This is a genomic window from Alteromonas sp. V450 (genome assembly GCF_001885075.1).
Lineage (GTDB): Bacteria > Pseudomonadota > Gammaproteobacteria > Enterobacterales > Alteromonadaceae > Alteromonas.
In genome coordinates this window covers 2,753,194-2,777,753 of sequence record NZ_MODU01000004.1, presented here as the reverse complement: position 1 = coordinate 2,777,753, position 24,560 = coordinate 2,753,194, and the positions used below count along the sequence as shown (strand labels likewise).

Sequence of the window (24,560 nt, the reverse complement as noted above, 5' to 3'; positions counted from 1 at the left end):
TTTTTAAGCAGCTTTTTATCAAATTTTTTAACTAAGAGAGTAAAATGAGAAAAGGAATAATTCTAGCTGGCGGCTCTGGCACTCGCTTGCATCCACTAACGAAAGTGGTCAGCAAACAGCTTATGCCAGTGTACGATAAACCCATGATCTACTACCCGCTTACTACGCTGATGATGTCAGGTATTCGGGATGTACTTATCATAACCACTCCAGAAGAGCAGCAGCGCTTTATTGAGCTCATTGGCGACGGTGAATCGTTGGGAATGAATATTCAATATGCAGTTCAGCCGTCACCAGACGGACTCGCCCAAGCCTTTTTAATTGGCGAGAACTTTATTGGCAACAACAGCTGTTCGTTGGTGTTGGGCGATAACATTTATTACGGTCACGACCTTAAGTTGTCGCTTCAAAATGCGTATAAGCAAGAAACTGGTGCTACCGTTTTTGGCTATCACGTAAACGACCCCGAGCGTTACGGTGTTGTCGACTTTGATGACGATTGGAATGCACTTTCAATTGAAGAAAAACCGGCTAAGCCAAAATCAAATTATGCAGTTACAGGTTTGTATTTTTACGACAACCGAGTGGTGGACTTTGCTAAAGAGGTAAAACCTTCTGCTCGTGGCGAGCTAGAAATTACCGATTTAAACAATTTGTACTTGCAGGATGGCAGCCTAAAAGTAGAACTGATGGGGCGGGGCTCAGCATGGTTAGATACGGGCACGCTCGACTCGTTGCTTGATGCCGCTAACTTTGTTGCTGCCATTGAGAAGCGTCAAGGGTTAAAGGTGTGCTGCCCAGAAGAAGTAGCTTATAGAATGGGCTATATTGATGCCGCTCAACTCGAAAAGCTCGCTGCACCGCTTAAGAAAAGTGGCTATGGCGACTATCTTCTTAAAGTGATTCACGACCGCGTTAAATAAGTAGTAAAAACGGATACCAACTTTCTATGCAAGTTATTAGCACTAACATTCCCGACGTAAAAATTATCGAGCCAAAAGTGTTTGGTGACGAGCGCGGCTTTTTTCTTGAAACCTTCCGCGATGACTGGTTTAAACAGCAGTGTGCAAATGTAGAGTTTGTGCAAGACAACCACTCTAAATCTAGCCGAGGTATTCTTCGTGGCCTTCACTATCAAATGGAGCAAACCCAAGGCAAGCTTGTGCGGGTTGTTAGCGGTGAAGTTTACGATGTTGCCGTTGATATGCGTAAAAACTCAGACACTTTTGGTAAGTGGGTAGGGGTAACTTTATCTGCCGAGAATAAACGTCAACTGTGGGTGCCAGCAGGTTTTGCCCATGGTTTTTACGTAACCAGCGAGTCAGCAGAATTTGTGTACAAGTGCACAGACTATTACCACCCTGAATCCGAAATTTCAGTAAAGTATGACGATCCAACATTAGGGATCACTTGGCCGCTTGTTAACGGTGAAGCGCCGTCGCTTTCTGGAAAAGATGAAGCAGGCGTAGCTTTTACTAGCGCGCCTACATTTTAATGTTACTGGGTTTCGCGATTAATGAATATTGCAATAATAGGCAAATCTGGCCAGCTAGCGTTTGAGCTTTCTCGAGAGCTTAAAACCACCAAGCATAATGTTACGTATTTTGGGCGTGAGGATATAGATATTACTAGCACTGCTAGTGTTGAAGAAAAGCTATCGCCCTTATCTTTAGAGGTAGTAATAAATGCATCGGCGTATACCGCTGTCGATAAGGCTGAGGAAGACACCGAAGCGTGCAATGCTGTTAATGCGCTGGCGGTTAAAAACCTAGCAGCATTTTGCAAAGCTAACGGTGCATTTTTGGTACATGTGTCTACCGACTATGTATTTAACGGTCATAAAGGTTCTCCTTACCTAACTGACGACCCTATAGAGCCGCAAGGTGCCTACGGCAGGTCTAAAGCTGAAGGCGAGAAAGCGCTACTTGAAATATTACCCGAAGCCAGCTGCCTTATTCGCACTGCTTGGGTGTATTCATCACACGGTAATAACTTCGTAAAAACCATGCTTCGCTTAATGGCCGATAAACCTCAGCTTACTGTTATAGACGACCAGGTTGGAACACCTACATGGGCGAAGGGGTTAGCTGAAGTATGCTTATGCGCTGCGGTTAATAAAACCGTCGGCGTTTATCACTGGACAGATGAAGGTGTAGCAAGTTGGTACGATTTTGCGTTAGCAATTCAAGAGCTAGGCGTTGAGAAAGAGTTACTAGATAAAGTAATACCCGTACTACCTATTCCATCTAGCCAATACCCAACGCCAGCGAAGCGGCCTCATTATAGCGTGCTAGACAAGCAAACAGCGCGTAAGGCTTTTGCGTCTTGCCAACCAACACACTGGCGTAAGCAGTTAGACAGTATGCTTGAAGAGCTTAAAGCGTAAGTGGCAAAAACAGAATTAAATTTTTTGGTAAAAAGAAAATGAGCAAAACAATTTTAGTTACTGGTGGAGCGGGTTTTATTGGCTCTGCAGTGGTTCGTCACTTGATAAACGACACGCACCATACCGTGGTAAACGTCGATAAGCTTACTTATGCGGGCAATTTAGAGTCGTTAACGTCGGTTTCTAGCAACGAGCGATATAGCTTTGAACACGTTGATATTTGCGATGGTGAAGAAATCAAACGTGTGCTTAATACGCATCAGCCCGATATTATTATGCACTTAGCAGCGGAGTCTCACGTAGACCGTTCTATTGATGGCCCTGGTGAGTTCATACAAACAAACGTAGTGGGTACTTACACCTTACTTGAACAAGCAAGAGCGTATTGGTCAGCGCTTGATAATGATAAAAAAGCGGGCTTTAAGTTTCATCATATCTCTACTGACGAGGTTTATGGTGATTTACCACACCCCGACGACGTTGAAGATGGCACAACGCTACCCCTGTTCACAGAAACTACGCCGTATGCGCCAAGCTCGCCTTATTCAGCAAGTAAAGCAAGTTCCGATCAGCTAGTACGTGCATGGCTGCGTACTTATAAGCTGCCAACGCTTGTCACTAACTGTTCAAACAACTATGGGCCATACCATTTCCCTGAAAAGCTGATCCCGCTCGTTATTTTAAACGCGCTGGCAGGTAAGCCACTACCGGTATACGGCAAGGGCAATCAAATACGCGATTGGCTGTATGTAGAAGATCACGCCCGTGCGCTGGTTCTTGTTGCGCTTGAGGGGAAAATAGGCGAAACGTACAACATTGGTGGTCATAACGAAAAGCAAAACATAGAAGTTGTTCAAACTATTTGTGCTATTTTGGATGACGTGAAGCCAAAAGAAACGAAATATGCTGACCAAATAACCTACGTGCAAGACCGTCCGGGTCACGACATGCGATATGCCATTGACGCAGGAAAAATTCAGCGTGAGCTTGGTTGGACCCCCCAAGAAACATTTGAAAGCGGGATCCGTAAAACAGTGCAATGGTATTTAACCAACGAAGCGTGGTGGAAAGCTGTGTTAGATGGCAGCTATCAAGGTGAGCGCTTAGGTAAGGGTAGCTAACTACACTGCATACGTTGTATTATTACAAAGCCGCTGCACAGCGGCTTTTTGTTTTATAAAGGAATTATTTGGCTATATGAACAAGTACGTAATGCTTGCGGTAAAGCAGTTGATTGGGCTTATGCCTAAACAGCTTAAAAGCAGATTAAAACAGAACACTACACTTGTTGAGTTTTATAGTCATTCTTTGCATCGGTCAGGCTTATTTTATGGTCGGCCAAGCAAAAAAAAGCACCTCATGATGTACCGCAAATACTTGGTACACCAAACATCTTTGCTAAAGCAGCTGTACCCTAGCGTTGTATATCAACAGTCTATAACGGCCATTGTGTTTGGCGCCCGAAACTTAGAAAAAACGCTGAATAGCCTAAATAATGTCCCCAATATTCATTGTGTGAAGGTAATAGAACTGCCCTCTAGAGTACCTTTAATGACGAAATACTCGTCTACGCTATTTTATAATTCTTTAGACAGTGCGATAGAAACGGTTTTGAAAACATCCTCTCTATTGCTTATAAACGGCGGAGATGAAGTTAGCCCCTATATCGGTGTTGAAATTGAAAAGGCGCTTGAGCAATATGACATGGCTTATTGCGATACCGATTACAAAGACGGTTCAGGAAAGCGAGTAGAGCCGTCGTTTTTTCCAGACTGGAATCCTGAACTTCAGTTTTCTACAGGGTACGTAAAAACTGGTGTAGCCATTAAAAATACACTTATTGACCGGTTGTGTAGCAGTTTAAAACGCACCCATATAAGTACTATTGCGCAGCTTGTTACCCATATGTGGCTTAATAAACATGTCGCTACGCCAGGGCATATATCTAGAACCCTTCTGCATGAAGATCTGTTCGCATACTTCAATACCAACCGGCACTTAGCATCAATAGCAAACCTCGTTTCTAGTGCTACTGGCGCTGCGGTAAAAGTAAACAAAAAGCGCAATGTGAATCAAGTACAATGGCCGCTTTCTGAAGAGCCTTTAGTGTCGCTTATCATTCCTACCAAGAACGCTTGGCAGTTGGTAAAGGCATGCATTGAAAGTATTCAACAAAAAACGCTGTATTCTCGGTATGAAATTTTACTTATCGATAATGGCTCAGACGAACCCGAAAGCCTTCAGTATTTTGAGTCGCTCAAAGAACAGCGTAATGTACGTGTTCTTCGATACCCTGGGCCATTTAACTATTCTGCTATTAACAACTTTGGCGTTAGAAAAGCGCAGGGAGAAATAGTAGGCTTAGTTAACAACGATATTGAAGTAATAGAACCTTCATGGTTGCGGTATATGGTAGGGCACGCTGTGCGTGAAGACATTGGCTGCGTTGGTGCAAAGCTACTTTATTCAGATGAAAGAGTGCAGCACGCTGGCGTGGTGGTTGGGTATGGTGGAGGAGCCGGGCATGCCCATAAGTACTTTCCAAGAGAGCATTCTGGCTATTTGCATAGGCTAGCTGCAAGCAGCAACTACAGCGCAGTAACTGCTGCATGTTTGTTAGTAAAACGTTCACATTTTGAAGCAGTTAAAGGCCTAAATGAGGTAGACTTGGCCGTAGCATTTAACGATGTGGATTTGTGTTTAAAAGTAGCCGCGCTCGGTGTTAGAAACGTGTACTGTGCAGAAGCTGAACTGTTTCATCATGAGTCAGTAAGCAGAGGCAGTGATTTAACACCAGAAAAGGCTGCACGTTTTCACAGAGAACTGCAGTATTTGCAAACCACATGGAAACATATTATTGAACGTGACCCATGTTATAGCGAAAACTTGACGCTCAGGCGTGAAAACTTCGCCATAAAAGAACAAAGTGAATTTTAGCTAATATCGATACTAGTGTGCGTTTAAACGTGGTAGTAAGGTATAAGATATGTATAACAAGTGGTTTTTGGGTAAAGCGTGAAACGGCTGCGCGTAAAGCAGTGCGATTTTAAATTTGCGGAGAGAATAAAATGGAAGGTTTGTTGCGAAACTACAAAATAGCAGTAGCTGGAACAGGCTATGTTGGCTTGTCGAATGCAGTTTTGTTAGCACAACACAATGAAGTGAAAGCAGTAGACTTGGTTGAAGAAAAAGTAGCGCTGTTAAATACTAAAAAGTCGCCAATTGAAGACAAAGAAATATCAGAATATCTAACTACAAAAAACCTGAACTTAACAGCAACGTTAAGCGCACAAGAAGCATACGCAGATGCTGATTACGTAGTTATTGCAACGCCCACCGATTACGACCCTCAAACCAATTACTTTAACACTGGCAGCGTTGAAGCCGTTATTAAGTCAGTTATGAGCGTAAATCCCAACGCCGTTATGATTATAAAATCTACGGTACCCGTAGGATTTACAAAAGATGCTAAGGCGCGCTTTGGTTCTAACAATATTATATTTTCTCCAGAGTTTTTGCGCGAAGGTAAGGCACTGTATGACAATTTGTACCCAAGCCGAATAGTTATTGGTGAGCAAAGTGAACGTGCAGAGATTTTTGCCGCTTTGCTACAACAGGGCGCAATTAAACAAAATATAGATGTGCTATTTACAGATAGTACAGAAGCGGAAGCGATAAAATTATTTGCTAACACCTATCTGGCAATGCGCGTTGCTTACTTCAATGAATTAGATAGTTATGCCGAGAGAAACGGTTTAGATACCAAGCAAATTATTGAAGGCGTGGGTTTAGATCCCCGCATTGGTAACCATTACAACAACCCAAGCTTCGGCTATGGTGGATATTGCTTACCTAAAGACACAAAACAGCTGCTTGCTAATTACAGCGAAGTGCCAAATAACATGATACAAGCAATTGTAGATGCCAACCGCACCCGCAAAGATTTTATTGCTGATTCGATAGTAAGTCGCAATCCCAAGGTTGTAGGTATTTACCGTCTTATAATGAAATCGGGCTCGGATAACTTTAGAGCAAGCGCTATTCAAGGCATTATGAAACGCATAAAGGCCAAGGGCATTGAGGTTGTTGTATATGAACCCGTACTTACAGAGCCTGATTTTTTCAATTCACGTGTGGTGAATGACTTAGAAGAATTCAAAGCAATTTCCGATGTTATTGTGGCTAACCGCGTAACGCAAGATGTAGAAGATGTTCTTGAAAAAGTGTACAGCCGTGATTTATTCAACGCCGACTAAAAAGTGTTGATTTAAGCAACATCTTAAGCTCAAAAATTTCCATTTCAGTTACCGGGGTCTGTTGACCCCAAAACCTCCAGCTAAAAAATATACAAGGAAACACTGTGAACGACTTTAGTTTCAATCTGCGCGTTGCAGAGGAACAGGATGTGGTGCGACTAAGGTTAATAGAAGAAATTACCCCTACACATGACATTACCTTTTTTGAACATGTTGATGCTTTTATCGACGATGGTGTTGATGCATATAGCGCCGTTAAACAACACTGGGCTGAGCAAACAACAAAATTTCTAACCCGTAAAAAATATACAGAATCTGACGGTGTTGCTAAAAAGTACGACAACACCTTAAAGATATACAGAATGACAGGCGGAATTATTTTTCCAATTAGCATGTTTGCTTCAAACTTTGACGGCATCATTCCAAAAGAAACGGTGTTAGGGCCAAAAGTTTTCAAAAACAAGATGATTAATGATGTTGAAGACAAAAATGAATGGGCATCCATTGCTTTGGGTAAAAAAGAATTAAAAACGTTACCCACAGAGCTACAGTTTTCTAGTAAGCGAGTCATAAAGTTATCATCGGCGCTGCAGCGGAACTACTACCACTGGATGGTAGAGTGTTTGCCAAAACTAGGCGTATTTAAAAATTTATTAGCGCAGCCGTCATCGTTAAAAATAGTGGTCGACCATAAACTTCCCGCGTTCGTTATGTCGTCACTTGAATTGTTTGGCATTCGCCAAGAAAACTTAATAAATATAAGAAGAGTAACTGCTTTTTCAGAAGTCATATTTTCTTCGCGCCTTTCTCAGTCGAATGTGACTATCTCGCCCTACGTAAGAACATTTTATAAAGACTTCAGCGCCAAGTTTTTGAAGCCAATGACTCAAACGGTTACTACCGCAAAACGCATTTATATTTCGCGCAGTAAGGCAAGCATGAGGCGTATTGTGAACGAAGACGCGTTAGTGGAAATGTTACGCTCGTTTGGCTTTACTATTGTAGCCAACGAGGATTATAGCCTTATAGAGCAAGCGCAGCTATTTCATGATGCAGACGTTGTTATGGGGGCGCACGGTGCCGGATTAACTAATATTTTGTTTTGTCGAGAAAATACAAAAGTTATCGAGTTATTACACCATGAGTTTGATCAAGGCGTAACGAGTTATGCTGCGCTATCTGAGCTTTTTGACTTGCAGTACAAAATGTACGTAGGAAAGGCCATCCACGATGAAAAGCAAAGTTGGAATGCCAACCTCAACTTTTCCGTGAACGTAAAGCAGGTAAAAGCAATATTGTCTAAGCTTCTATAATACCTGCCTAATAGGGGGACAGAAATGTTTCATTTCGCCCCCAAACGTGCGAAAACGCTTTTCATTTTTTTAAAACAAAATACACTACGCAACAATTCAACCTCTGCCGTTAAGCACCACGCTTATCTCTTACCTAGGCAGGGAAGAAGCATGCTTTAGTCATTAAAAACCGAAAATAAATAGCAAGTTTTTAATGAGTGTTTTATTTCACTAATAAATCACGAAAAAGGGTGCTCATGCTTTAAAACCCCAAACGTTAGCATGAGCAAATTTTGTAGTTAGTTTGCTTTTTAGCGGAGTCAGTATGATCAGGCTGCGTGAACTTTCCAATAAAGTGATGGACGTTTACCAAATACTATCCAAAGAGTTTAATACTTTTCAGTCTAAACAAGGGTTAACTTGTATCGAAAAGTGTGGTGCATGTTGTAATAACCCAGACATAGAAGTGTCACCACTAGAGTTATTACCCTATGCACTTCATTTACTAGAAACAGGGCAAGCATTAAAAATATATGATGATCTGAACAATTCAGAAACCGCTGCCGTTTGCCTTCAATATAGGCAAACAAGCCTAAGTGGTGATCAGGGTTACTGTGGAATGTATGAGTACCGACCTGGCATTTGTAGAATGTTCGGCGCAGCAGGTTTTAAAACGAAATCGGGCAGCGCTACATTGTCGGTGTGCAAGCCCATAAAAACGTCAGTTCCAGAAAAATACGCCGCAGCACTAATTGCCACTCAGGCACTATCACACACTACAATGACAGTGGAAAATAACAACCGCTATTTAGCAGCCAACAGTGAAAATGAAAAAAGTGCGTGTAAGCCACCAATGATAGACGAAGGCCGGCAGAGAATTGCGCAGCTAGACTATGAGCTTGGTGAAAAGTTAATGCCAATAAACCAAGCGTTGAAGTACGCACTAGAAAAAATATTACTCAGTGATTTTTACGCATGTAGCGAAGGAGATAACGCGGCAGCTTAATGTCGTTTACGGGTCTAAAATCTGCCGAGCTGCTCCCACAATTGCTTCACAGATTGTGTAGTCAGCTCGGCTTTTCCCTGTAATTGCATAGTATCGTTCCTTCAATGTACTAGCGTTACCTATGCAGTGAACGCCGTATTGTTCCTCAACATGATTGGAGATGGCAGATGGCGCACAAAATACACCAAAATTTTCGCTTCCAAAAAGTTTGAGCAGTGCAGTATCGTCAAATTCGGCGACTGTTTTTGGGTAAAGTTGTTCTGTTTCAAGCCAACTTGTTAGTGAATGTCGAATACCAGAGGCGCTGCCTTGCATAAGTAAAGGCATTGCATTCAAACATTCAGGAAAGTGTTGGTGCTCCGAGAGAGGATGTTTCGCGAAAAAGCTTAAAGAGCTTTCGCCTAGAAAATAGCTATTAGCATTAATTTGTGTACCAGGAGCAACACCTCTATCAGCCACTATAAAGTCTATCGCATTGATTGCTAATTCTTTTAACAGGCCGTCAAAGCTGTCCTCTCTAATTACGTATTTTACATTGTCAAAACGTCGCATTGTTTCGTGTACAAAATCATAAAACAGCACTTTTGGGATACCATTTGTAATACCAATTACAAATTCTTTCGTACTAACTTCGTCTCTATTATTCAGAATTTCAGCGAGTTGGTTACCCTTGTGAAATATTTCACTGGCATACTGATAGCACATTTTTCCTTTTGTATTCAGGTAAAGGCGCTTGTTTATTCTGTCGAACAACAGGTAGCCAAGCTGATTTTCAAATGTACTCAGTTGCCCGCTTACTGTTTGAGGAGTAACGTGAAGAAGTTGTGCGGCTTTGGCAATGCTACCTTCGCGTGCAACTAAGTAAAAATAATATAAATGATGATAGTTTAAATGATGCATTTGGCGTTTATGTAAAAGTCACCGTTAAACATACAACCGAATTTGGTGCGCTTAACGCAATTATTTTCGATGAACTATTAAGAATATAACAGATTTAATCTTATAGGTGTTTTAATTACACTTTCACATTATAGCCAGTGGTATTATTGAAGATATAAATATGGGAAAACCAATTAACTTACGAGCAACGCGCAAAACACTGTTTTCGCTTTTAAAACCAGAGGCTAGTTTCTTTTCTGTTGCTATAGCCTACGGAGTAGCAATCAGCTTGATGACACTGGCAGTGCCTATTGCAGTTCAAACGCTGATAAACAGTATTGCTAATATTGGCTCAACACGCGCTGTTATTATTCTGGCCGTTGTCTTATTCCTTACGTTGTTTATATCAGGGGTTTTTAGCGCACTTAGAATGCGCGTAATGGAGTTTTACGAGCGTAAAGTGTACGCAAGATTAACGGCGGATCTAGGCTTAAAAACTATTATGGCGCCCCACAGTTTTTTTGAGGGACGGCAGAATGTAAGCATAACGCAGCGCTATTTCGACATAATGACCTTCCAAAAAAATATGCCGTCTTTAATGATAGATGGCTTTGCGCTTGTGCTTCAAATGTTAGTGGGTTTTACGTTGGTGTCGTTTTATCACCCAGCCCTTTTTGCTTTTAACGTAGTACTGCTGTTAACAATGTACGCCGTATGGAAAATTTGGGGACGCGGTGCAAAGCGAACCGCAATAGAGCTATCTCATGCTAAGTATGATTCTGCGAAATGGCTTCATGATATTGCAATTGCTCATGAATTTTTTAAGTCTGCAGATCACGTAGAGTATGCAGGTCGAAGCACAGAAGGGTACATTAGTAATTACGTTAAAAAACACGTAAGTCATTTCCATTATACCTTTTCGCAAGTTGTAATGTTCCTATTGCTCTACGCAGTAGCTAGCGCATCGCTACTGGGTATAGGTGGCGCGCTGGTGGTGCAGGGAGAATTATCTATTGGTCAATTAGTGGCTGCTGAACTTGTTATGTCTGCGGTTTTTTTTGGGCTGTCCCGTTTTACCCAATATCTCAAGCTGTACTATGAGTTATACGGTGCGGCAGAAAAGCTCGGCGGTGCGCTCGCCATGCCGCAAGAAGAGTTAAATACGTCTGAACATATTCCAACGTCCTCAAAGCTTGTTTTTAACGACGTTAGACTTAATCACGGCAACGACAATTGCCATATTGATGTTACATTTGAGCCATCTGCAAAGTATTTTGTCACTAGTGATAAAAGTTGGGTACAGAAACAGTTAGTAGGTCTGCTTAAACAATATGAACGTGTTAAATCTGGTGACATACTGCTTGGAGAGTTTAGTTTAAACGACTACGACACACATGAGTTGCGCCAAGCGGTAACTATTTTAGACCGATCTCTTATTATCGAGGTGTCGCTTGAACGGTACCTAAAACTGGCTAATCCCAACGCTTCTATTGCAGACATTCGAGCAGCACTGGAAGAAGTTGAAATGACAAAGGTGGTCGACAATCTTCCAGAGGGTTTGCAAACCAAGGTGTCGGTATTGGGGGCGCCACTTCAGCCTCTTGAGTTTTTACTTCTTAAACTGGCTGCGGCAATTATTGCGAAGCCCAAGTTGCTTATAATCAATCAGCATTTCGACGCCATACCTATAGATTTGCGCATTAGACTGTTAAAACGCCTGGGAAAATACGACGTTACCGTTCTGTATTTTACCAACATGCCATTGCCTGATTGTTTTGATGGCGTATTGCATCTTCACGATAATGCTAATGCTACCCTCAACGAATTTTCTGACAATACGCTGTTGAATGAAGATGAAAACGAAAATAATAAAATGAGGGACAAATAAATGAACAATGCAGAGCGCCGTTTTTTAGACAATGTTACCTCTTTGCCCGCGCTAAAAGTGCCTAAACTGCATCGAATTGTAACGGGTATCATTTTATTTTTAGTCATTGCTGCGTGTTTAGTATTGTACTTTACTCCATGGATCCAGACTGCATATGGAACGGGCATGGTCGATTCACTCGATCCCAAAGACAGAACGCAACCCATTAACGCCTTAGTAGATGGGCAAGTCAAACAGTGGCACGTGAGGGAAGGTCAGCAGATAAAAGCGGGCGACCCGATCGTAACGCTTATTGATATTGACGCTCAGCGCCTTGAGAAACTGCAGTCTCAGCTTTCCGCGGCGAACTTGAAAAAACAAGCAAACGAAACTGCGGTGAAAAACGCAGAGAATAATCTGGCAAGACAAATTAGCCTTGAAGAACAAGGGTTAGTGTCGCGTAAGGAAGTAGAAAAAGCTGAAATTAAAGTGCAAGAATTGCGTGCTAAGGCTGCGGCTTCGGTATCAGAAATCAACGAAGTGAGTATGACGTTGTCTCGACAGTCTACGCAAACCAAGTTTGCGCCGGTAGATGGAACGGTGGTTCGGTTATTGTCAGGTGGTGTTTCCACGTTTGTTAAATCTGGCGATATTTTAGGGCAATTTATACCCGCTGATGCCAAGCGAAGCGTTCGCGTTACCGTTCGTGGGTTAGACGCACCTTTGGTAAAACCTGGCGCCAAGGCGCGGTTGCAGTTTGAAGGTTGGCCTGTTTTTCAATTTAGTGGCTGGCCGGGCAGTGCAATAGGAACGTTCGGAGGGGAAGTGGTTTACGTAGAGCCCGTAGCAAATGCTACGGGTGACTTCAATGTGTGGATCCGTCCTGATGACAACGACATACCATGGCCTGCTGAGAGCTCGGCTCGCTTGGGAAGCCGGGTAAAGGCGTGGGTGTTGTTAGAAGAAGTACGACTTGGATACGAAATGTGGCGTCAGCTTAACAACTTTCCACCGCTACCTACTCAGCAGCCATCAACAGACAAAAGTGGCAAGGGGGGCGCTGCGTGGTGATGCACAAGGCCGTAAAAAATGTTGCTCAATTGATGAGCCTGATATGCGCTTTCGGTAGTTTTTTCATTGTAAATTATAGCAATGCGCAAACGTATGCTCATCACACTACGCCTACTATCGAACAGTTGGTTAATAGCATGATAATGTATCACCCTTATGTGTTGGCAATAAACGAAGGGAATTATCAAGCTGCTGCCGAACTTGAAATAGCCAGAAGTAGCTTTGACCCATTCATTGAACAAAAAACTAAGAGTAGGGTGTCGGGCTATTACGATGGCACCAATTTAACGCAACGCTTTACCAATCCAATTGAAAATTTCAATGCGCAGGTATTTGGAGAGTATCGTGTTGCGGGAGGTGATTTTCCAAGTTATGAGGGGAATTACGATACACTATCCGGCGGTGAGGCCAGTGTAGGCGTGGCAATGTCACTATTGCAAAATAGAGAGATTGATAAACGCAGAACCGAACTATTGAATGCGGGTTTAGCTACTTCCCAGTGGCAAGCCTTAGCATCGAGTCTTATTAATGACTTTATATATAAAGGGGTAAGTGAATACATCGCCTGGTATGAAAGTGCTCTTCAAGTACAAGCGATTACTAAGTTAATACAAACCGCTAGCGAAAGAGAAAAAGCATTAGTGATGCGGGTGGAGAAGGGAGACTTAGCTAATATTGTGCTCACTGAATTTAAATCAAATTTATTGCAGCAACGGCTCACGTTGGCCGAGCTAAAACAAAAGCGCGATGCGCATGCACAAATGCTTTCGTTTTATTGGCGCTCCAGCAGTGGTGAGATGATAGCACTTGATGAAGCAAGTCCCCCCAAAAATTTAGAGTGGCCATTCGGCATAGGGCATAGTCAACTCATTACATTGCGCAAAGCGCTACGTAATCATCCCGACCTAGATGTTATGAAGTTAGAGCAGCAGGTGTTGAAAAATAAAGTTGCATTGTCTGAAAATGCGCTTTTACCAAAACTCGATCTTACCGCTTCTATTGCTCGTGACATTGGTGCAGGTAGTGAAACGCTTGAGGGCACAGAAACGAAAGTGGGCTTGTCGTTTAGCTACCCTCTAGGTAATAGAAAAGCTAAAGCAGAACGTACTCAGCTGCTGTCTAAGCAACGAGAACTGCAACACAAATTTGTATCTGCTAAAGAAGCGATAATACAGCGGTTTGAACAAGCTTATGTTTATTGGGCGCAAGCAAAAGACATCGTTTCACTACAGCGCGAAAACGCGGCGTTAGCCAATACACTCTCGAAGGTTGAGAGAACTAGGTTTGATGCAGGTGATAGCGATATGTTTGTATTAAATGCGAGAGCGCAAAATGAAATCAAGGCACGTATTAAAGAGATAAAAGCTGAAGTTGACCTTTTTAAGGCGGAGCTTGTACTTTATAAAGAGGCGGCCCTGCTAAATCCTAACAAATAATAAAAGCACTTTACGTTCAAAGGTTCAATTAACAAAGCCCTAAACCCATTGTTTTGCATTTGGTGTGAAGGGCTTGAACTTCTAGATAGTGGAAAAGCTTTGGAATACCTCTTATCGGTCTAACGCGGCAGTGATTTCATCTTCTGACAAACCTGCTGAGGTTGCGTAAGCTTTTAGTTTTTCAGTTGTAACGCCTGCGTGCTGTGCGGTGCTTAATATACGCATGACTTGTTCACGCTGCTGAGACGACTCACGAACGGCGGTCTCAACGACTGTATCTGCTTCGTTTGGAAATACGGCTAGAAGTGCATCAACAACATATTCACCAACGAATGGTACCGCATTCAAGGCACTTGTCATTATCTCTACTATTTTATTAGGGTGCTCTTTTGATAGGGTCTGCACAATACTATCAGCAGCATCAGGCTGTGTAAGCACTGCTACACGTACAATTTCGTCTAACTCGTCAGGTGTCGCTACAGCTGCAGCGTGTACAACAAAATCGACGTAGGTTGGCTCCGCTTTGATGGCTAGCTGGACAATGTTCGGACAGCTGCTTACCTCTTTCTCGATGGCTAACTGCACAATTTCCTCGGTTGAAGCGGGATGAGCTGAAATAGCCGCAAAAATGATCTCGCGATATTTTTCTGGATATGTATCTAAAGCGATATCAACAATCGAAACAATCTCTTGAGGATAGTGACCGGCAATCGAACTTATAGCTCGGCCGACAGACATATTTTGGTCTACCTGTCTTTTAAGGAAAGCAGTTTGAAACTGGTTTCCTTCATGTTCCGCATCTTGCTGGCGAGGGGTAGATATTGCACTTGTATCATTATTAATGACGTCTTGTGCCATGGCACTATTACAAAGCTGAGCTGCTAATAAAGTTGCTGTAGCCAGTGAAAGCGTTCTTAACATAAACCTACCTTTATAATTATTGCGTAGCCTCAATCTAATCTTACACAGCGGTATTAGAAGACAGTGTTCACCAAGAGCAAGCCTCGATTAATTCTTCTTTTCACTTTTTTTGTATGGTCAGATACTACTTTAGGTACTACTACTTTATAGGATCTAGTTCTCCATCCTATTAGCAAATAGTCCATATTGTCTACTAATTATCACATTTGATTGAAATTTAGTCGATCAGTTCAGTTTTTTCATCTTTTTTAAAATAAGTGTTGACGTGAGCGCTCATTTCCCTAAAATGCGCATCCGCTTCGGGGGGAAAGCAAAACAGCAAGCCTCCTGAAGTAAGTCTCTACTACCTACATAGGCCAGTAAAGACGGGAGTTTAGAAGAAACGCTTCAGAAAATAAATATTACGTCGATAGACGCCTTGATGCAGTGCCTACACAGATTGTTTTGTTTATTTATAGACTCGCTTCGCGAGTGTCGCGGTAAATTGCTTTACCGGCGGGAAACCCGCCTGACAATTTACTGGCTCGCTAAAGTGGTAGTTGTTTTGAATAAGAGTGCTAATTAATGATCGCATCATTGATTAGTGTTTTTTAAAAACACTAATGTTCTTTAACAATTTGGAAAGCTGATATTAATAGTAATCAATCAAAATTGAGTAACTGAGAAATCGAAAGATGACTTTTTACTCTACTTGACTGAATTGCTTGTTATCAATCGATGATTTGATAGCAAGGCAATTCTTCCGATTAGCTTGTCATTCATGCGACATAACTCAGGCAGAAGTCAAAAGGCTGTTTGGGGTTGTATGGTTAAGTGACGAAGCGTATACGGTGGATGCCTTGGCAGTTAGAGGCGATGAAGGACGTGTAAGTCTGCGAAAAGCTGTGGTGAGCCGACAAAATGCATTTGAGCCACAGATGTCCGAATGGGGAAACCCACCTATTTATAGGTATCGTTGCATGAATACATAGTGTAACGAGGCAAACGAGGGGAACTGAAACATCTAAGTACCCTTAGGAAAAGAAATCAACCGAGATTCCCCTAGTAGCGGCGAGCGAACGGGGAGCAGCCCTTAAGCTGTTTAGAATTTAGTGGAATCCTTTGGGAAGAGGAGCGATACAAGGTGATAGCCCTGTACACGACGGATTCTTTACAGTGAAATCGAGTAGGTCGGGACACGTGTTATCTTGACTGAATATGGGGGGACCATCCTCCAAGGCTAAATACTCCTAACTGACCGATAGTGAACCAGTACCGTGAGGGAAAGGCGAAAAGAACCCCTGTGAGGGGAGTGAAATAGAACCTGAAACCGTATACGTACAAGCAGTGGGAGCCCTTCGGGGTGACTGCGTACCTTTTGTATAATGGGTCAGCGACTTATATTTAGTAGCAAGGTTAAGTGAATAACGGAGCCGTAGCGAAAGCGAGTGTTAACTGCGCGTTTAGTTGCTAGGTATAGACCCGAAACCCGGTGATCTAGCCATGGGCAGGTTGAAGGTTGAGTAACATCAACTGGAGGACCGAACCCACTAACGTTGAAAAGTTAGGGGATGACCTGTGGCTGGGGGTGAAAGGCCAATCAAACCGGGAGATAGCTGGTTCTCCCCGAAATCTATTTAGGTAGAGCCTCGGACGAATTCCATTGGGGGTAGAGCACTGTTAAGGCTAGGGGGTCATCCCGACTTACCAACCCTTTGCAAACTCCGAATACCAATGAGAACTATCCGGGAGACACACGGCGGGTGCTAACGTCCGTCGTGGAGAGGGAAACAACCCAGACCGCCAGCTAAGGTCCCAAAATATTGCTAAGTGGGAAACGATGTGGGAAGGCATAGACAGCTAGGAGGTTGGCTTAGAAGCAGCCACCCTTTAAAGAAAGCGTAATAGCTCACTAGTCGAGTCGGCCTGCGCGGAAGATGTAACGGGGCTAAGCAATATACCGAAGCTGCGGCAGCATGTTTACATGCTGGGTAGGGGAGCGTTGTGTAAGTGGATGAAGGTGAGTTGTAAAGCTTGCTGGACATATCACAAGTGCGAATGCTGACATGAGTAACGATAATGGGAGTGAAAAACTCCCACGCCGGAAGACCAAGGTTTCCTGTCCCATGCTAATCAGGGCAGGGTAAGTCGGCCCCTAAGGCGAGGCAGAAATGCGTAGTCGATGGGAAACGGGTTAATATTCCCGTACTTATATAATCAGTGATGGAGGGACGGAGAAGGCTAGGCAAGCTTGGCGTTGGTTGTCCAAGTGAAAGTGCGTAGGCTGAGAACTTAGGTAAATCCGGGTTTTCAAGGCCGAGACACGAGACGAGCTCCCAAGGGAGTGAAGTTGTTGATGCCCTGCTTCCAGGAAAAGCTTCTAAACTTATGATTATATGAACCGTACCCCAAACCGACACAGGTGGTCAGGTAGAGAATACTAAGGCGCTTGAGAGAACTCGGGTGAAGGAACTCGGCAAAATTGTACCGTAACTTCGGGAGAAGGTACGCCTCTGTTTGTGAACACCTCGCGTGGTAAGCAAGTGGAGGCCGCAGTGACCAGGTGGCTGGGACTGTTTATTAAAAACACAGCACTCTGCAAACTCGTAAGAGGACGTATAGGGTGTGACACCTGCCCGGTGCCGGAAGGTTAATTGATGGGGTTAGTTTTCGGACGAAGCTCTTGATCGAAGCCCCGGTAAACGGCGGCCGTAACTATAACGGTCCTAAGGTAGCGAAATTCCTTGTCGGGTAAGTTCCGACCTGCACGAATGGTGTAACCATGGCCACGCTGTCTCCACCCGAGACTCAGTGAAATTGAAATCGCAGTGAAGATGCTGTGTACCCGCACCTAGACGGAAAGACCCCGTGAACCTTTACTACAGCTTGGCACTGAACATTGAACCTACATGTGTAGGATAGGTGGGAGGCTTTGAAGCACAGTCGCTAGATTGTGTGGAGCCGTCCTTGAAATACCACCCTTGTATGTTTGATGTTCTAACATTGGTCCCTAATCGGGATTGTGGACAGTGTCTGGTGGGTAGTTTGACTGGGGCGGTCTCCTCCCAAATAGTAACGGAGGAGCACGAAGGTTAGCTAATCACGGTCGGACATCGTGAGGTTAGTGCAATGGCATAAGCTAGCTTAACTGCGAGACAGACACGTCGAGCAGGTACGAAAGTAGGTCATAGTGATCCGGTGGTTCTGTATGGAAGGGCCATCGCTCAACGGATAAAAGGTACTCCGGGGATAACAGGCTGATACCGCCCAAGAGTTCATATCGACGGCGGTGTTTGGCACCTCGATGTCGGCTCATCACATCCTGGGGCTGAAGTCGGTCCCAAGGGTATGGCTGTTCGCCATTTAAAGTGGTACGCGAGCTGGGTTTAGAACGTCGTGAGACAGTTCGGTCCCTATCTGGTGTGGGCGTTGGATGATTGATGGGAGCTGCTCCTAGTACGAGAGGACCGGAGTGGACGAACCGCTGGTGTTCGGGTTGTCATGCCAATGGCATTGCCCGGTAGCTATGTTCGGAACGGATAACCGCTGAAAGCATCTAAGCGGGAAGCCGGCCCAAAGATGAGTCATCCCTGAACTTTAAGTTCTGGAAGGGTTGTTATAGACGATGACGTTGATAGGCAGGGTGTGGAAGCGTTGTAAGGCGTTAAGCTAACCTGTACTAATTGCCCGAGAGGCTTAACCATACAACGCCCAAGAAGCTTTAGGCTTTTGAGTGTTGTAGACAAGCTAAGCTCTGAAAAATGAGCAGTAAGTAGAGTGAAAAGCAGTTACTCACGATTGAATTGATATCCAGTTTTCTAGATTGTTACCAGTTTTTCCTGGCAGCCATAGCGATACGGTACCACCTGACTCCATTCCGAACTCAGAAGTGAAACGTATTAGCGCCGATGATAGTGTGGGGCTTCCCCATGTGAGAGTAGGACACTGCCAGGTCCTATTAAGAAGAACCCGCCTAACGGCGGGTTTTTTGCTTTCTGCTCTGTAAGTTTATTGGCTGTCACAGCGATACGGTACCACCTAAATACACTTCGAACTCAGAAGTGAAACGTATTAGCGCCGACCGGTGACCGGCGCAGGGATAGTGGGGGGCTTCCGGTGACCGGCTCAGCCCATGTGAGAGTAGGACGGGCTGGCCCTCCAGACTGCCAGGTCCCATTAAGAAGAACCCGCCTAACGGCGGGTTTTTTGCTTTCTGCTCTGTAAGTTTATTGGCTGTCACAGCGATACGGTACCACCTAAATACACTTCGAACTCAGAAGTGAAACGTATTAGCGCCGACCGGTGACCGGCGCAGGGATAGTGGGGGGCTTCCGGTGACCGGCTCAGCCCATGTGAGAGTAGGACGGGCTGGCCCTCCAGACTGCCAGGTCCTATTAAGAAAAACCCGCCTAACGGCGGGTTTTTTGCTTTCTGCGCTTTATAAAACGCTACATTCGTTAGCTTATTTAAACAACCTAGCTTGTTTTAGAGAAAATTAATTCAGGATCATAAATAGAACTTATAAGTCTTTATACAAATAAATGGCTCCCCATTGTTCGATTGTTACACTAATATTTCAGAAAAATGACAAAAATATTTCAGTGTCATCGCTTTAACTAAGATTTTAAGTAATAGTCAGCACGATTATAGAAGGAACTAAGATGACTTGTTTATGGGCACAGCATGTTTGGCTAATAGCTTTTAGGGTAACCAACTTATCTGATACAACTGCATTAGATAGTTATGCAAAATGGGTCGCCGAGTTGGCGTCAGAACAAAAAAACGTTTTTGTGCAGACATATGATTCAGTCAAAAAAGCAGCTTTTCGTTCTATTTGTGACTGCTACATGACTAAAGGGTGATGTGACATTTATACCACTTCGCATAGGTCACTACCCACTCAGCGAGAGTAAAGATGTTAGTATTCACGGCGTGTTATCGCAGGTATAGTGGATAGGCCTTATTTGTTAAAGTAGAATGTTTGGAGTGTGTCTTTACACTGCAATTTAAATGGTTCTGATGTCTTTAGTTGTGATGGCGTTAACTTAACCGTAAAGCCAACATAACGTCCTCTTGAAAAATTCATGTCTGGGAATTCTGACGTATATTGCGCGGCTTCTCCATCAAACAGTATTGTATTCTCTCTATAAAGGCGTACAGATATTGGAGAGGTGTTATTACTGCGAAAGACTATACCAGAGACTTCGTTGCGTTCATTTACATGTGCATACATGTAAGTCCACGGGAGTCCTTTTTCTAAAAAATTTAACCGTTGGGATTGCAACGCTTTTGCCTGGTCATATAACGCAATATCCTTTTGGTTTTGCTCTATTATTCGCTGTATCGCGCTTTGTGGTAATGCATCTCTCAGCCGTGCTTTGTCTTCGTTAACGTTTTTCAAAGTATTCGACAACGTTGTATTAAACTGATGATTAATCAGTTTGAGACTGTTTTCATAATCTTCTGTTATTCCCACAGCACCAATAAGTGAAATGGGCACCCCAGCAAGATAACGCGACTGGGTATTCTTAGCCTGAGATGATCGAAGAAAGGTCTCTAGATCCATGTTGTCACTCATACCCCAACGCATTTCATGGCTATAGTGAGATATTACGCGCTCGATCGGCTCTCTCACTATTGTCGCGATGTTTTCTGCAGGTACTAACCCACTATATTTTGTTAGCCACACATGACCACAAAGCCATGACGTTTTTGTTTCTATATGTTGTTGAAGTGAGTAGATGTCGTTCTTAACGTAAGCCCACTTTTGAACAATATCCGATGTTTGCGGTCGACTGTCGCCGTAATCAGATATTACGCATGTATTGCTTTCCAGAGAGTCGCGAAAACTTGTTCCAGCAGTTTTAGGAACATGAACAAAAAAGTTAAGTTGTTTTTTTTGAGGGAGGATACGCACACTGCGGAGTATAGAGCTAAATACGTTCATCGGGCAGTTAAAAATGTCATTGTATTTAAAGTTGTATTGAAAATTATTGCGTGGCTAAGGGTATCACATGTTCTGTTATTAACTGATGATAAATTTCTCTCTCTTGCGTGAGGGAATAAGAACGTGCAAGCTTTTCTCCCGCTAATTTTTCATACTGATGATAGGTCGTTTTTAACCTATCTAAAGAGGTTTTGACAGCAAGTGTTACTGCTTCAACATTGTACTCGCATAGTAAAGCATTTGTCCCTTGTTTGCAGTATTCACGGTTCGCAATTGCGTCAGGAACAACCGCCCTTTCAGAGAGGGCCATTGCTTCTATACCCGGTAAAAAGAAGCCTTCAGTGGGATTGGGTAGCACTAGCGAAACCTTAGCTTTTGCCATAGATGATAATACTTCATCCTTGTTTACCAAATAATCGTGCAGGAGGTATTTTATTCCAACGCGTTCAGCCCATTTGGCGATTGTTCTTCCAAACTTGACGTTCTTTTTAGCAAGGATGTATAGATCGTACTCTTTTTCATGGGTCAAATGAGGAATGGTGTGCCCGATTGGAATGGTTCTGCATATACCGTTCGCATAAGGCGTAACTGCATCTCTAACGGCGTCAGACACACAAATTCGAAATGCTTTATGCGGCAGAAAGTTAAAAAGTGGGTGCGTGTTGTCACCATGCCGTACATGCTGAACAAGATTTACAATAACGTCATCGCGATGTGCGTGTGGTAAGTAATACTGCCAATCCATACCGGCTAAAAACACAATATTACAGGCATTAGGGTTGTAGCTAGCTTGATATTTCACGCCTGTAATATTATTAAAAAAACCTGGCATTACACTGCAATCGTTTTGCACAAAAAGCTCACATTGTGCACTGGGAAGCGCCTTAGTATGTTCAATGTAATCGAAAAACTTCTGGTGACCACCGGTATATTTTTCGTAATTTCGAAAAAATGAAAATGTTAATTCTGTCATCGCTACGTTACTATGCGTTAAGTCCGTCGTAACCTACCAAAATTCGCTTTTCATGTATATTAAGCAAGCCGCAAAACAAAAATTTAAAGTAAATGTACATATAGTAGGTGTTCAAAAAGCAGGTACTTCAGCTCTTGCGCATTTTTTATCACAACATCCAGATATTTGCTTAGTAGACGGAAAAGAAGCGCATGTATTTGATCAGCCTGACTTCTATGAGACAGAAGACAAAAAAGCATTTGCAGATAAGCGCTATGCTAAGAAGCTGCCACATTATGATTTTGAATCAATTATTTGTGACGCTACGCCCATAACATTATTCAACCCGGTTTATATGCAAGCTTGCGTTGAATACAATCCAGAGGCGTTATTTATCGTTTTGTTACGAGATCCGGTTGAGCGTGCACAGTCACATTACAAAATGATGCGCAAGCTTGGTCGAGAAGATAAAAATATGCTGTCGGCATTTATATCTGAATCGAGTCGTTTGAGTGACCATGGGAATTTTCACTGGTCTAGAACATCGCCATGGCGCCATTGGTCTTATCTTCATAGAGGCCTTTATAAACAACAACTTGATATGCTGTACTCTCTTGTCAGGCCTGAACAGGTCCTTGTGCTAAAACAAGAAGACTTGCTTGAGCACCACGAAGTAACCCTTGCACGTGTATTTGACTTTATAGGGCTCCCTGAAATACGAGTAACACCAGAACAGGTCTTCGAAAGTGATCCTGAACCGTTTTCTCTTGTGAATTATTTTGCAAAATGTTACGCAAGGGCGTTCTTTGCATATCATAAACTAAGAACTTTTTTTAAGTAGATTAGGCTTGCTAAGCACTCGCCGTGCTTTAACAGCCGTTCACACCAGGCACTCTTACTTTTCGCAAGAATATTTCAACGCTAAGCTACTCGGTTCATACTAACATTTAAACAACTGGCTTACATATCTCGTCGTCAAAACATTCAACTTGGGGAAATATCAATTAAAACAAATGGCTAGGTGTTCGTTTTCTTTACATACCGCAAAGGTATACGCACTATTATTTTAAAAAGTCTTTTTAAATCATGTTGTTAGGTATTTGGCTTGTTTTATGCTTATAGCGGGTTAAGGATGACTTCTGTGGAAGTTACGTAAAAGGCTTATCAACAAGGGAATAAATATAATGACAAAAGTGTTTGCCAGCTCTTTATTGTTGCTAGCGAGTTATAGTGCAAGCTCAGCAATAATCGAATATAACGATATAACTGACTTCAATTCTGCACTAAGTGGCGAAACGTTAACCTTAGAAACTTTTGATACCGAAACCACAGGTGATTTAGTTTTAGGCGTAGAGCGTGAGTTTGAGGGGTTTGCTTTTTCGTATTTAAACTCGCTAGGGGGTAATCAGCAAGCGGGGATCTACAGTGCAGCTGAAATAAATGCAAACAGAGGGACAGCTATTAACGCATCTAACAGTGTAGGTTGGGGCGAATTTAATAACGGTAATTACCAACCTGGCGGTGATGGCCCGATAGTCACGTTTAGGTTTTTTGCTCCCATTACAGCTTTTGCTTTTGATTTTTCCGACTCAGACTCCACAGATAGTTACAGCGTTCAGTTTGATTCGGAAACGCCATTTGCATTAGACGTACCTAGCAACCAGACTATTTTTACTAGTTTTTTTGGTTTTATAAGTGATACCGCTTTCAATACGATCACATTTAGTCAAACGGCAACAGGCGGTGTTACAGAGTTTTTCTCTATCGACAATATTAGAACAAACGGATTTAAAACACAGGATGATGCTGATAACGCGTCTGATGTTTCAGAACCGACAGCATTGGCTATGTTATTGTTCGGTTTGTCAGGGCTTTTACTACGTCGACGAAAAGCGCTCAAAAGTTAAGTCTTTTAAAATAAATCTAAAGGCACTATTTATAGTGCCTTTTTTTTCGTTACATATTTGAGGGGCTCTGCCACTGTCATGATAAAACTTTCTAGCGGGTTATAGATGGCGTTTTCTTTGATGCCACATGTATTTATAAACTCTAAAAAGGGTTGTATACCTTGTGAAAGCTAGTTCGCTATTACCAAAATATTTGAGGTAGATAGGTGAACAAAGTTGCGCCCAAAATTGGTATTTTTTGGATTTATAACAATACTGTTATTGCTCGAAATGAGGTATTAGATAACGTAGTGTCGGATAGCCTGATGTTGTATGACACTGACTTTGAGCACGCGGTGGAATGGGAAAAAAATAATGTTTACCTTCCTCGTTTTCCTGAGCTATTTCACACCGATTATCAGGAGATTAATAGAGGCAGAGTTATTTACTCAGCTAAAAAAGCAATTTTTCATATTTATGCCGACAGAGCAATTGTGATGAACAATAATCACCACCAACTGGTGTACTGTGCTTTTAATTTGCAAGAAAAAAACTGTGCGTGGCACAGAGACCCACATTACCGAACTTTTACTGCATAGCTACTAAGGTAAAACGACTGAGGTAAAGCCACTAAGGTATAGCTACTTAGGCATACTACTGCCGCAACTTCCTTGCAAGGCTT

At 42.9% G+C, this 24,560-nt stretch carries 18 protein-coding genes and 2 rRNA genes; 16 read left to right on the top strand and 4 right to left on the bottom strand.

The genetic code is table 11. From position 1 onward, the window contains the following. Positions 1-44: 44 nt before the first annotated feature. The 8 genes from rfbA (at position 45) to BK026_RS12050 (ending at position 8,940) form a co-directional block, all read left to right on the top strand. Entirely contained in the window at positions 45-923 is an 879-nt protein-coding gene (gene rfbA, locus BK026_RS12085) for a glucose-1-phosphate thymidylyltransferase RfbA (protein ID WP_071816069.1), read from the top strand. Positions 924-949: 26 nt separating this feature from the next. Then, the gene (gene rfbC, locus BK026_RS12080) at positions 950-1,495 is read left to right on the top strand and encodes a dTDP-4-dehydrorhamnose 3,5-epimerase (RefSeq protein ID WP_071816068.1); all 546 of its coding nucleotides are present in this window, start codon (positions 950-952) and stop codon (positions 1,493-1,495) included. A 21-nt stretch (positions 1,496-1,516) separates the two neighbouring features. Then, positions 1,517-2,386, top strand: a complete 870-nt coding sequence (gene rfbD, locus BK026_RS12075) for a dTDP-4-dehydrorhamnose reductase (RefSeq protein WP_071816067.1) — start codon at positions 1,517-1,519, stop codon at positions 2,384-2,386. 38 nt (positions 2,387-2,424) lie between these two features. Continuing rightward, positions 2,425-3,507 (top strand): dTDP-glucose 4,6-dehydratase, encoded by a 1,083-nt coding sequence (gene rfbB / locus BK026_RS12070; RefSeq protein WP_071816066.1) that lies wholly within the window; start codon positions 2,425-2,427, stop codon positions 3,505-3,507. A gap of 76 nt (positions 3,508-3,583) precedes the next feature. Then, a complete protein-coding gene (locus tag BK026_RS12065; protein WP_071816065.1) occupies positions 3,584-5,323 on the top strand; it encodes a glycosyltransferase in 1,740 nt (579 codons plus the stop codon). 131 nt (positions 5,324-5,454) lie between these two features. After that, positions 5,455-6,642 (top strand): nucleotide sugar dehydrogenase, encoded by a 1,188-nt coding sequence (locus BK026_RS12060; RefSeq protein WP_071816064.1) that lies wholly within the window; start codon positions 5,455-5,457, stop codon positions 6,640-6,642. A 104-nt stretch (positions 6,643-6,746) separates the two neighbouring features. Next, complete coding sequence (locus BK026_RS12055; protein ID WP_071816063.1) at positions 6,747-7,955, top strand: DUF563 domain-containing protein; 1,209 nt, start codon at positions 6,747-6,749, stop codon at positions 7,953-7,955. Between the two features lie 304 nt (positions 7,956-8,259). After that, positions 8,260-8,940, top strand: a complete 681-nt coding sequence (locus BK026_RS12050) for a YkgJ family cysteine cluster protein (protein WP_071816062.1) — start codon at positions 8,260-8,262, stop codon at positions 8,938-8,940. Positions 8,941-8,946: 6 nt separating this feature from the next. On the opposite strand, the gene BK026_RS12045 is transcribed toward BK026_RS12050, so the two are convergent. Next, positions 8,947-9,840, bottom strand: coding sequence for a LysR family transcriptional regulator (locus BK026_RS12045; protein WP_071816061.1), 894 nt, complete (start codon positions 9,838-9,840; stop codon positions 8,947-8,949). Positions 9,841-10,000: 160 nt separating this feature from the next. On the opposite strand from BK026_RS12045, the gene BK026_RS12040 reads away from it, so the two are divergent. From BK026_RS12040 to BK026_RS12030, 3 genes are read left to right on the top strand one after another with little or no spacing between them, the layout of a single operon-like run. Further along, entirely contained in the window at positions 10,001-11,707 is a 1,707-nt protein-coding gene (locus BK026_RS12040; RefSeq protein WP_071816060.1) for an ABC transporter ATP-binding protein, read from the top strand. Beyond that, entirely contained in the window at positions 11,708-12,757 is a 1,050-nt protein-coding gene (locus BK026_RS12035; RefSeq protein ID WP_071816059.1) for an HlyD family secretion protein, read from the top strand. Further along, positions 12,757-14,193, top strand: coding sequence for a TolC family protein (locus BK026_RS12030; RefSeq protein WP_071816058.1), 1,437 nt, complete (start codon positions 12,757-12,759; stop codon positions 14,191-14,193). Before BK026_RS12035 ends, BK026_RS12030 begins: the two co-directional genes overlap by 1 nt. A 111-nt stretch (positions 14,194-14,304) precedes the next feature. Here BK026_RS12030 and BK026_RS12025 read toward each other — a convergent pair whose 3' ends face one another. Next, positions 14,305-15,114 (bottom strand): hypothetical protein, encoded by an 810-nt coding sequence (locus BK026_RS12025; RefSeq protein ID WP_071816057.1) that lies wholly within the window; start codon positions 15,112-15,114, stop codon positions 14,305-14,307. Positions 15,115-15,921: 807 nt separating this feature from the next. Between BK026_RS12025 and BK026_RS12020 the strand changes: the two genes are divergently transcribed. Further along, positions 15,922-18,797: ribosomal RNA gene (locus BK026_RS12020) — 23S ribosomal RNA — on the top strand. Between the two features lie 134 nt (positions 18,798-18,931). Next, positions 18,932-19,047: ribosomal RNA gene (gene rrf, locus BK026_RS12015) — 5S ribosomal RNA — on the top strand. 1,006 nt (positions 19,048-20,053) lie between these two features. Here the strand turns inward: rrf and BK026_RS12005 are convergent. Together BK026_RS12005 and BK026_RS12000 are read right to left on the bottom strand one after the other, a co-directional pair. Continuing rightward, positions 20,054-21,040 (bottom strand): sulfotransferase family 2 domain-containing protein, encoded by a 987-nt coding sequence (locus BK026_RS12005; RefSeq protein WP_071816055.1) that lies wholly within the window; start codon positions 21,038-21,040, stop codon positions 20,054-20,056. 43 nt (positions 21,041-21,083) lie between these two features. Beyond that, a complete protein-coding gene (locus tag BK026_RS12000; RefSeq protein ID WP_071816054.1) occupies positions 21,084-22,013 on the bottom strand; it encodes a glycosyltransferase in 930 nt (309 codons plus the stop codon). Positions 22,014-22,065: 52 nt separating this feature from the next. Between BK026_RS12000 and BK026_RS11995 the strand changes: the two genes are divergently transcribed. The 3 genes from BK026_RS11995 to BK026_RS11985 all read left to right on the top strand — a co-directional run bounded on the left by BK026_RS11995 (position 22,066) and on the right by BK026_RS11985 (position 24,477). Continuing rightward, positions 22,066-22,833 carry a sulfotransferase gene (locus tag BK026_RS11995; protein ID WP_071816053.1) on the top strand — a complete coding sequence of 256 codons (768 nt, stop codon included), beginning with the start codon at positions 22,066-22,068 and terminating at the stop codon, positions 22,831-22,833. Positions 22,834-23,176: 343 nt separating this feature from the next. Next, complete coding sequence (locus BK026_RS11990; RefSeq protein WP_071816052.1) at positions 23,177-23,899, top strand: PEP-CTERM sorting domain-containing protein; 723 nt, start codon at positions 23,177-23,179, stop codon at positions 23,897-23,899. 206 nt (positions 23,900-24,105) lie between these two features. Then, the gene (locus BK026_RS11985) at positions 24,106-24,477 is read left to right on the top strand and encodes a hypothetical protein (protein ID WP_071816051.1); all 372 of its coding nucleotides are present in this window, start codon (positions 24,106-24,108) and stop codon (positions 24,475-24,477) included. The last annotated feature ends 83 nt before the right edge of the window (positions 24,478-24,560 follow it).

What these genes read in the sequence shown, in the direction of transcription:
- BK026_RS12030 (WP_071816058.1), top strand. Translation starts at nt 12,757, where the DNA reads ATGCACAAGGCCGTAAAAAATGTTGCTCAATTGATGAGCCTGATATGC.
- BK026_RS11990 (WP_071816052.1), top strand. Translation starts at nt 23,177, where the DNA reads ATGACAAAAGTGTTTGCCAGCTCTTTATTGTTGCTAGCGAGTTATAGT.
- rfbD (WP_071816067.1), top strand. Translation starts at nt 1,517, where the DNA reads ATGAATATTGCAATAATAGGCAAATCTGGCCAGCTAGCGTTTGAGCTT.
- rfbC (WP_071816068.1), top strand. Translation starts at nt 950, where the DNA reads ATGCAAGTTATTAGCACTAACATTCCCGACGTAAAAATTATCGAGCCA.
- BK026_RS12000 (WP_071816054.1), bottom strand. Translation starts at nt 22,013, where the DNA reads ATGACAGAATTAACATTTTCATTTTTTCGAAATTACGAAAAATATACC.
- BK026_RS12050 (WP_071816062.1), top strand. Translation starts at nt 8,260, where the DNA reads ATGATCAGGCTGCGTGAACTTTCCAATAAAGTGATGGACGTTTACCAA.
- BK026_RS12040 (WP_071816060.1), top strand. Translation starts at nt 10,001, where the DNA reads ATGGGAAAACCAATTAACTTACGAGCAACGCGCAAAACACTGTTTTCG.
- BK026_RS12035 (WP_071816059.1), top strand. Translation starts at nt 11,708, where the DNA reads ATGAACAATGCAGAGCGCCGTTTTTTAGACAATGTTACCTCTTTGCCC.
- BK026_RS12005 (WP_071816055.1), bottom strand. Translation starts at nt 21,040, where the DNA reads ATGAACGTATTTAGCTCTATACTCCGCAGTGTGCGTATCCTCCCTCAA.
- BK026_RS12025 (WP_071816057.1), bottom strand. Translation starts at nt 15,114, where the DNA reads ATGTTAAGAACGCTTTCACTGGCTACAGCAACTTTATTAGCAGCTCAG.
- BK026_RS12065 (WP_071816065.1), top strand. Translation starts at nt 3,584, where the DNA reads ATGAACAAGTACGTAATGCTTGCGGTAAAGCAGTTGATTGGGCTTATG.
- rfbA (WP_071816069.1), top strand. Translation starts at nt 45, where the DNA reads ATGAGAAAAGGAATAATTCTAGCTGGCGGCTCTGGCACTCGCTTGCAT.
- BK026_RS12060 (WP_071816064.1), top strand. Translation starts at nt 5,455, where the DNA reads ATGGAAGGTTTGTTGCGAAACTACAAAATAGCAGTAGCTGGAACAGGC.
- BK026_RS12045 (WP_071816061.1), bottom strand. Translation starts at nt 9,840, where the DNA reads ATGCATCATTTAAACTATCATCATTTATATTATTTTTACTTAGTTGCA.
- BK026_RS11995 (WP_071816053.1), top strand. Translation starts at nt 22,066, where the DNA reads ATGTATATTAAGCAAGCCGCAAAACAAAAATTTAAAGTAAATGTACAT.
- rfbB (WP_071816066.1), top strand. Translation starts at nt 2,425, where the DNA reads ATGAGCAAAACAATTTTAGTTACTGGTGGAGCGGGTTTTATTGGCTCT.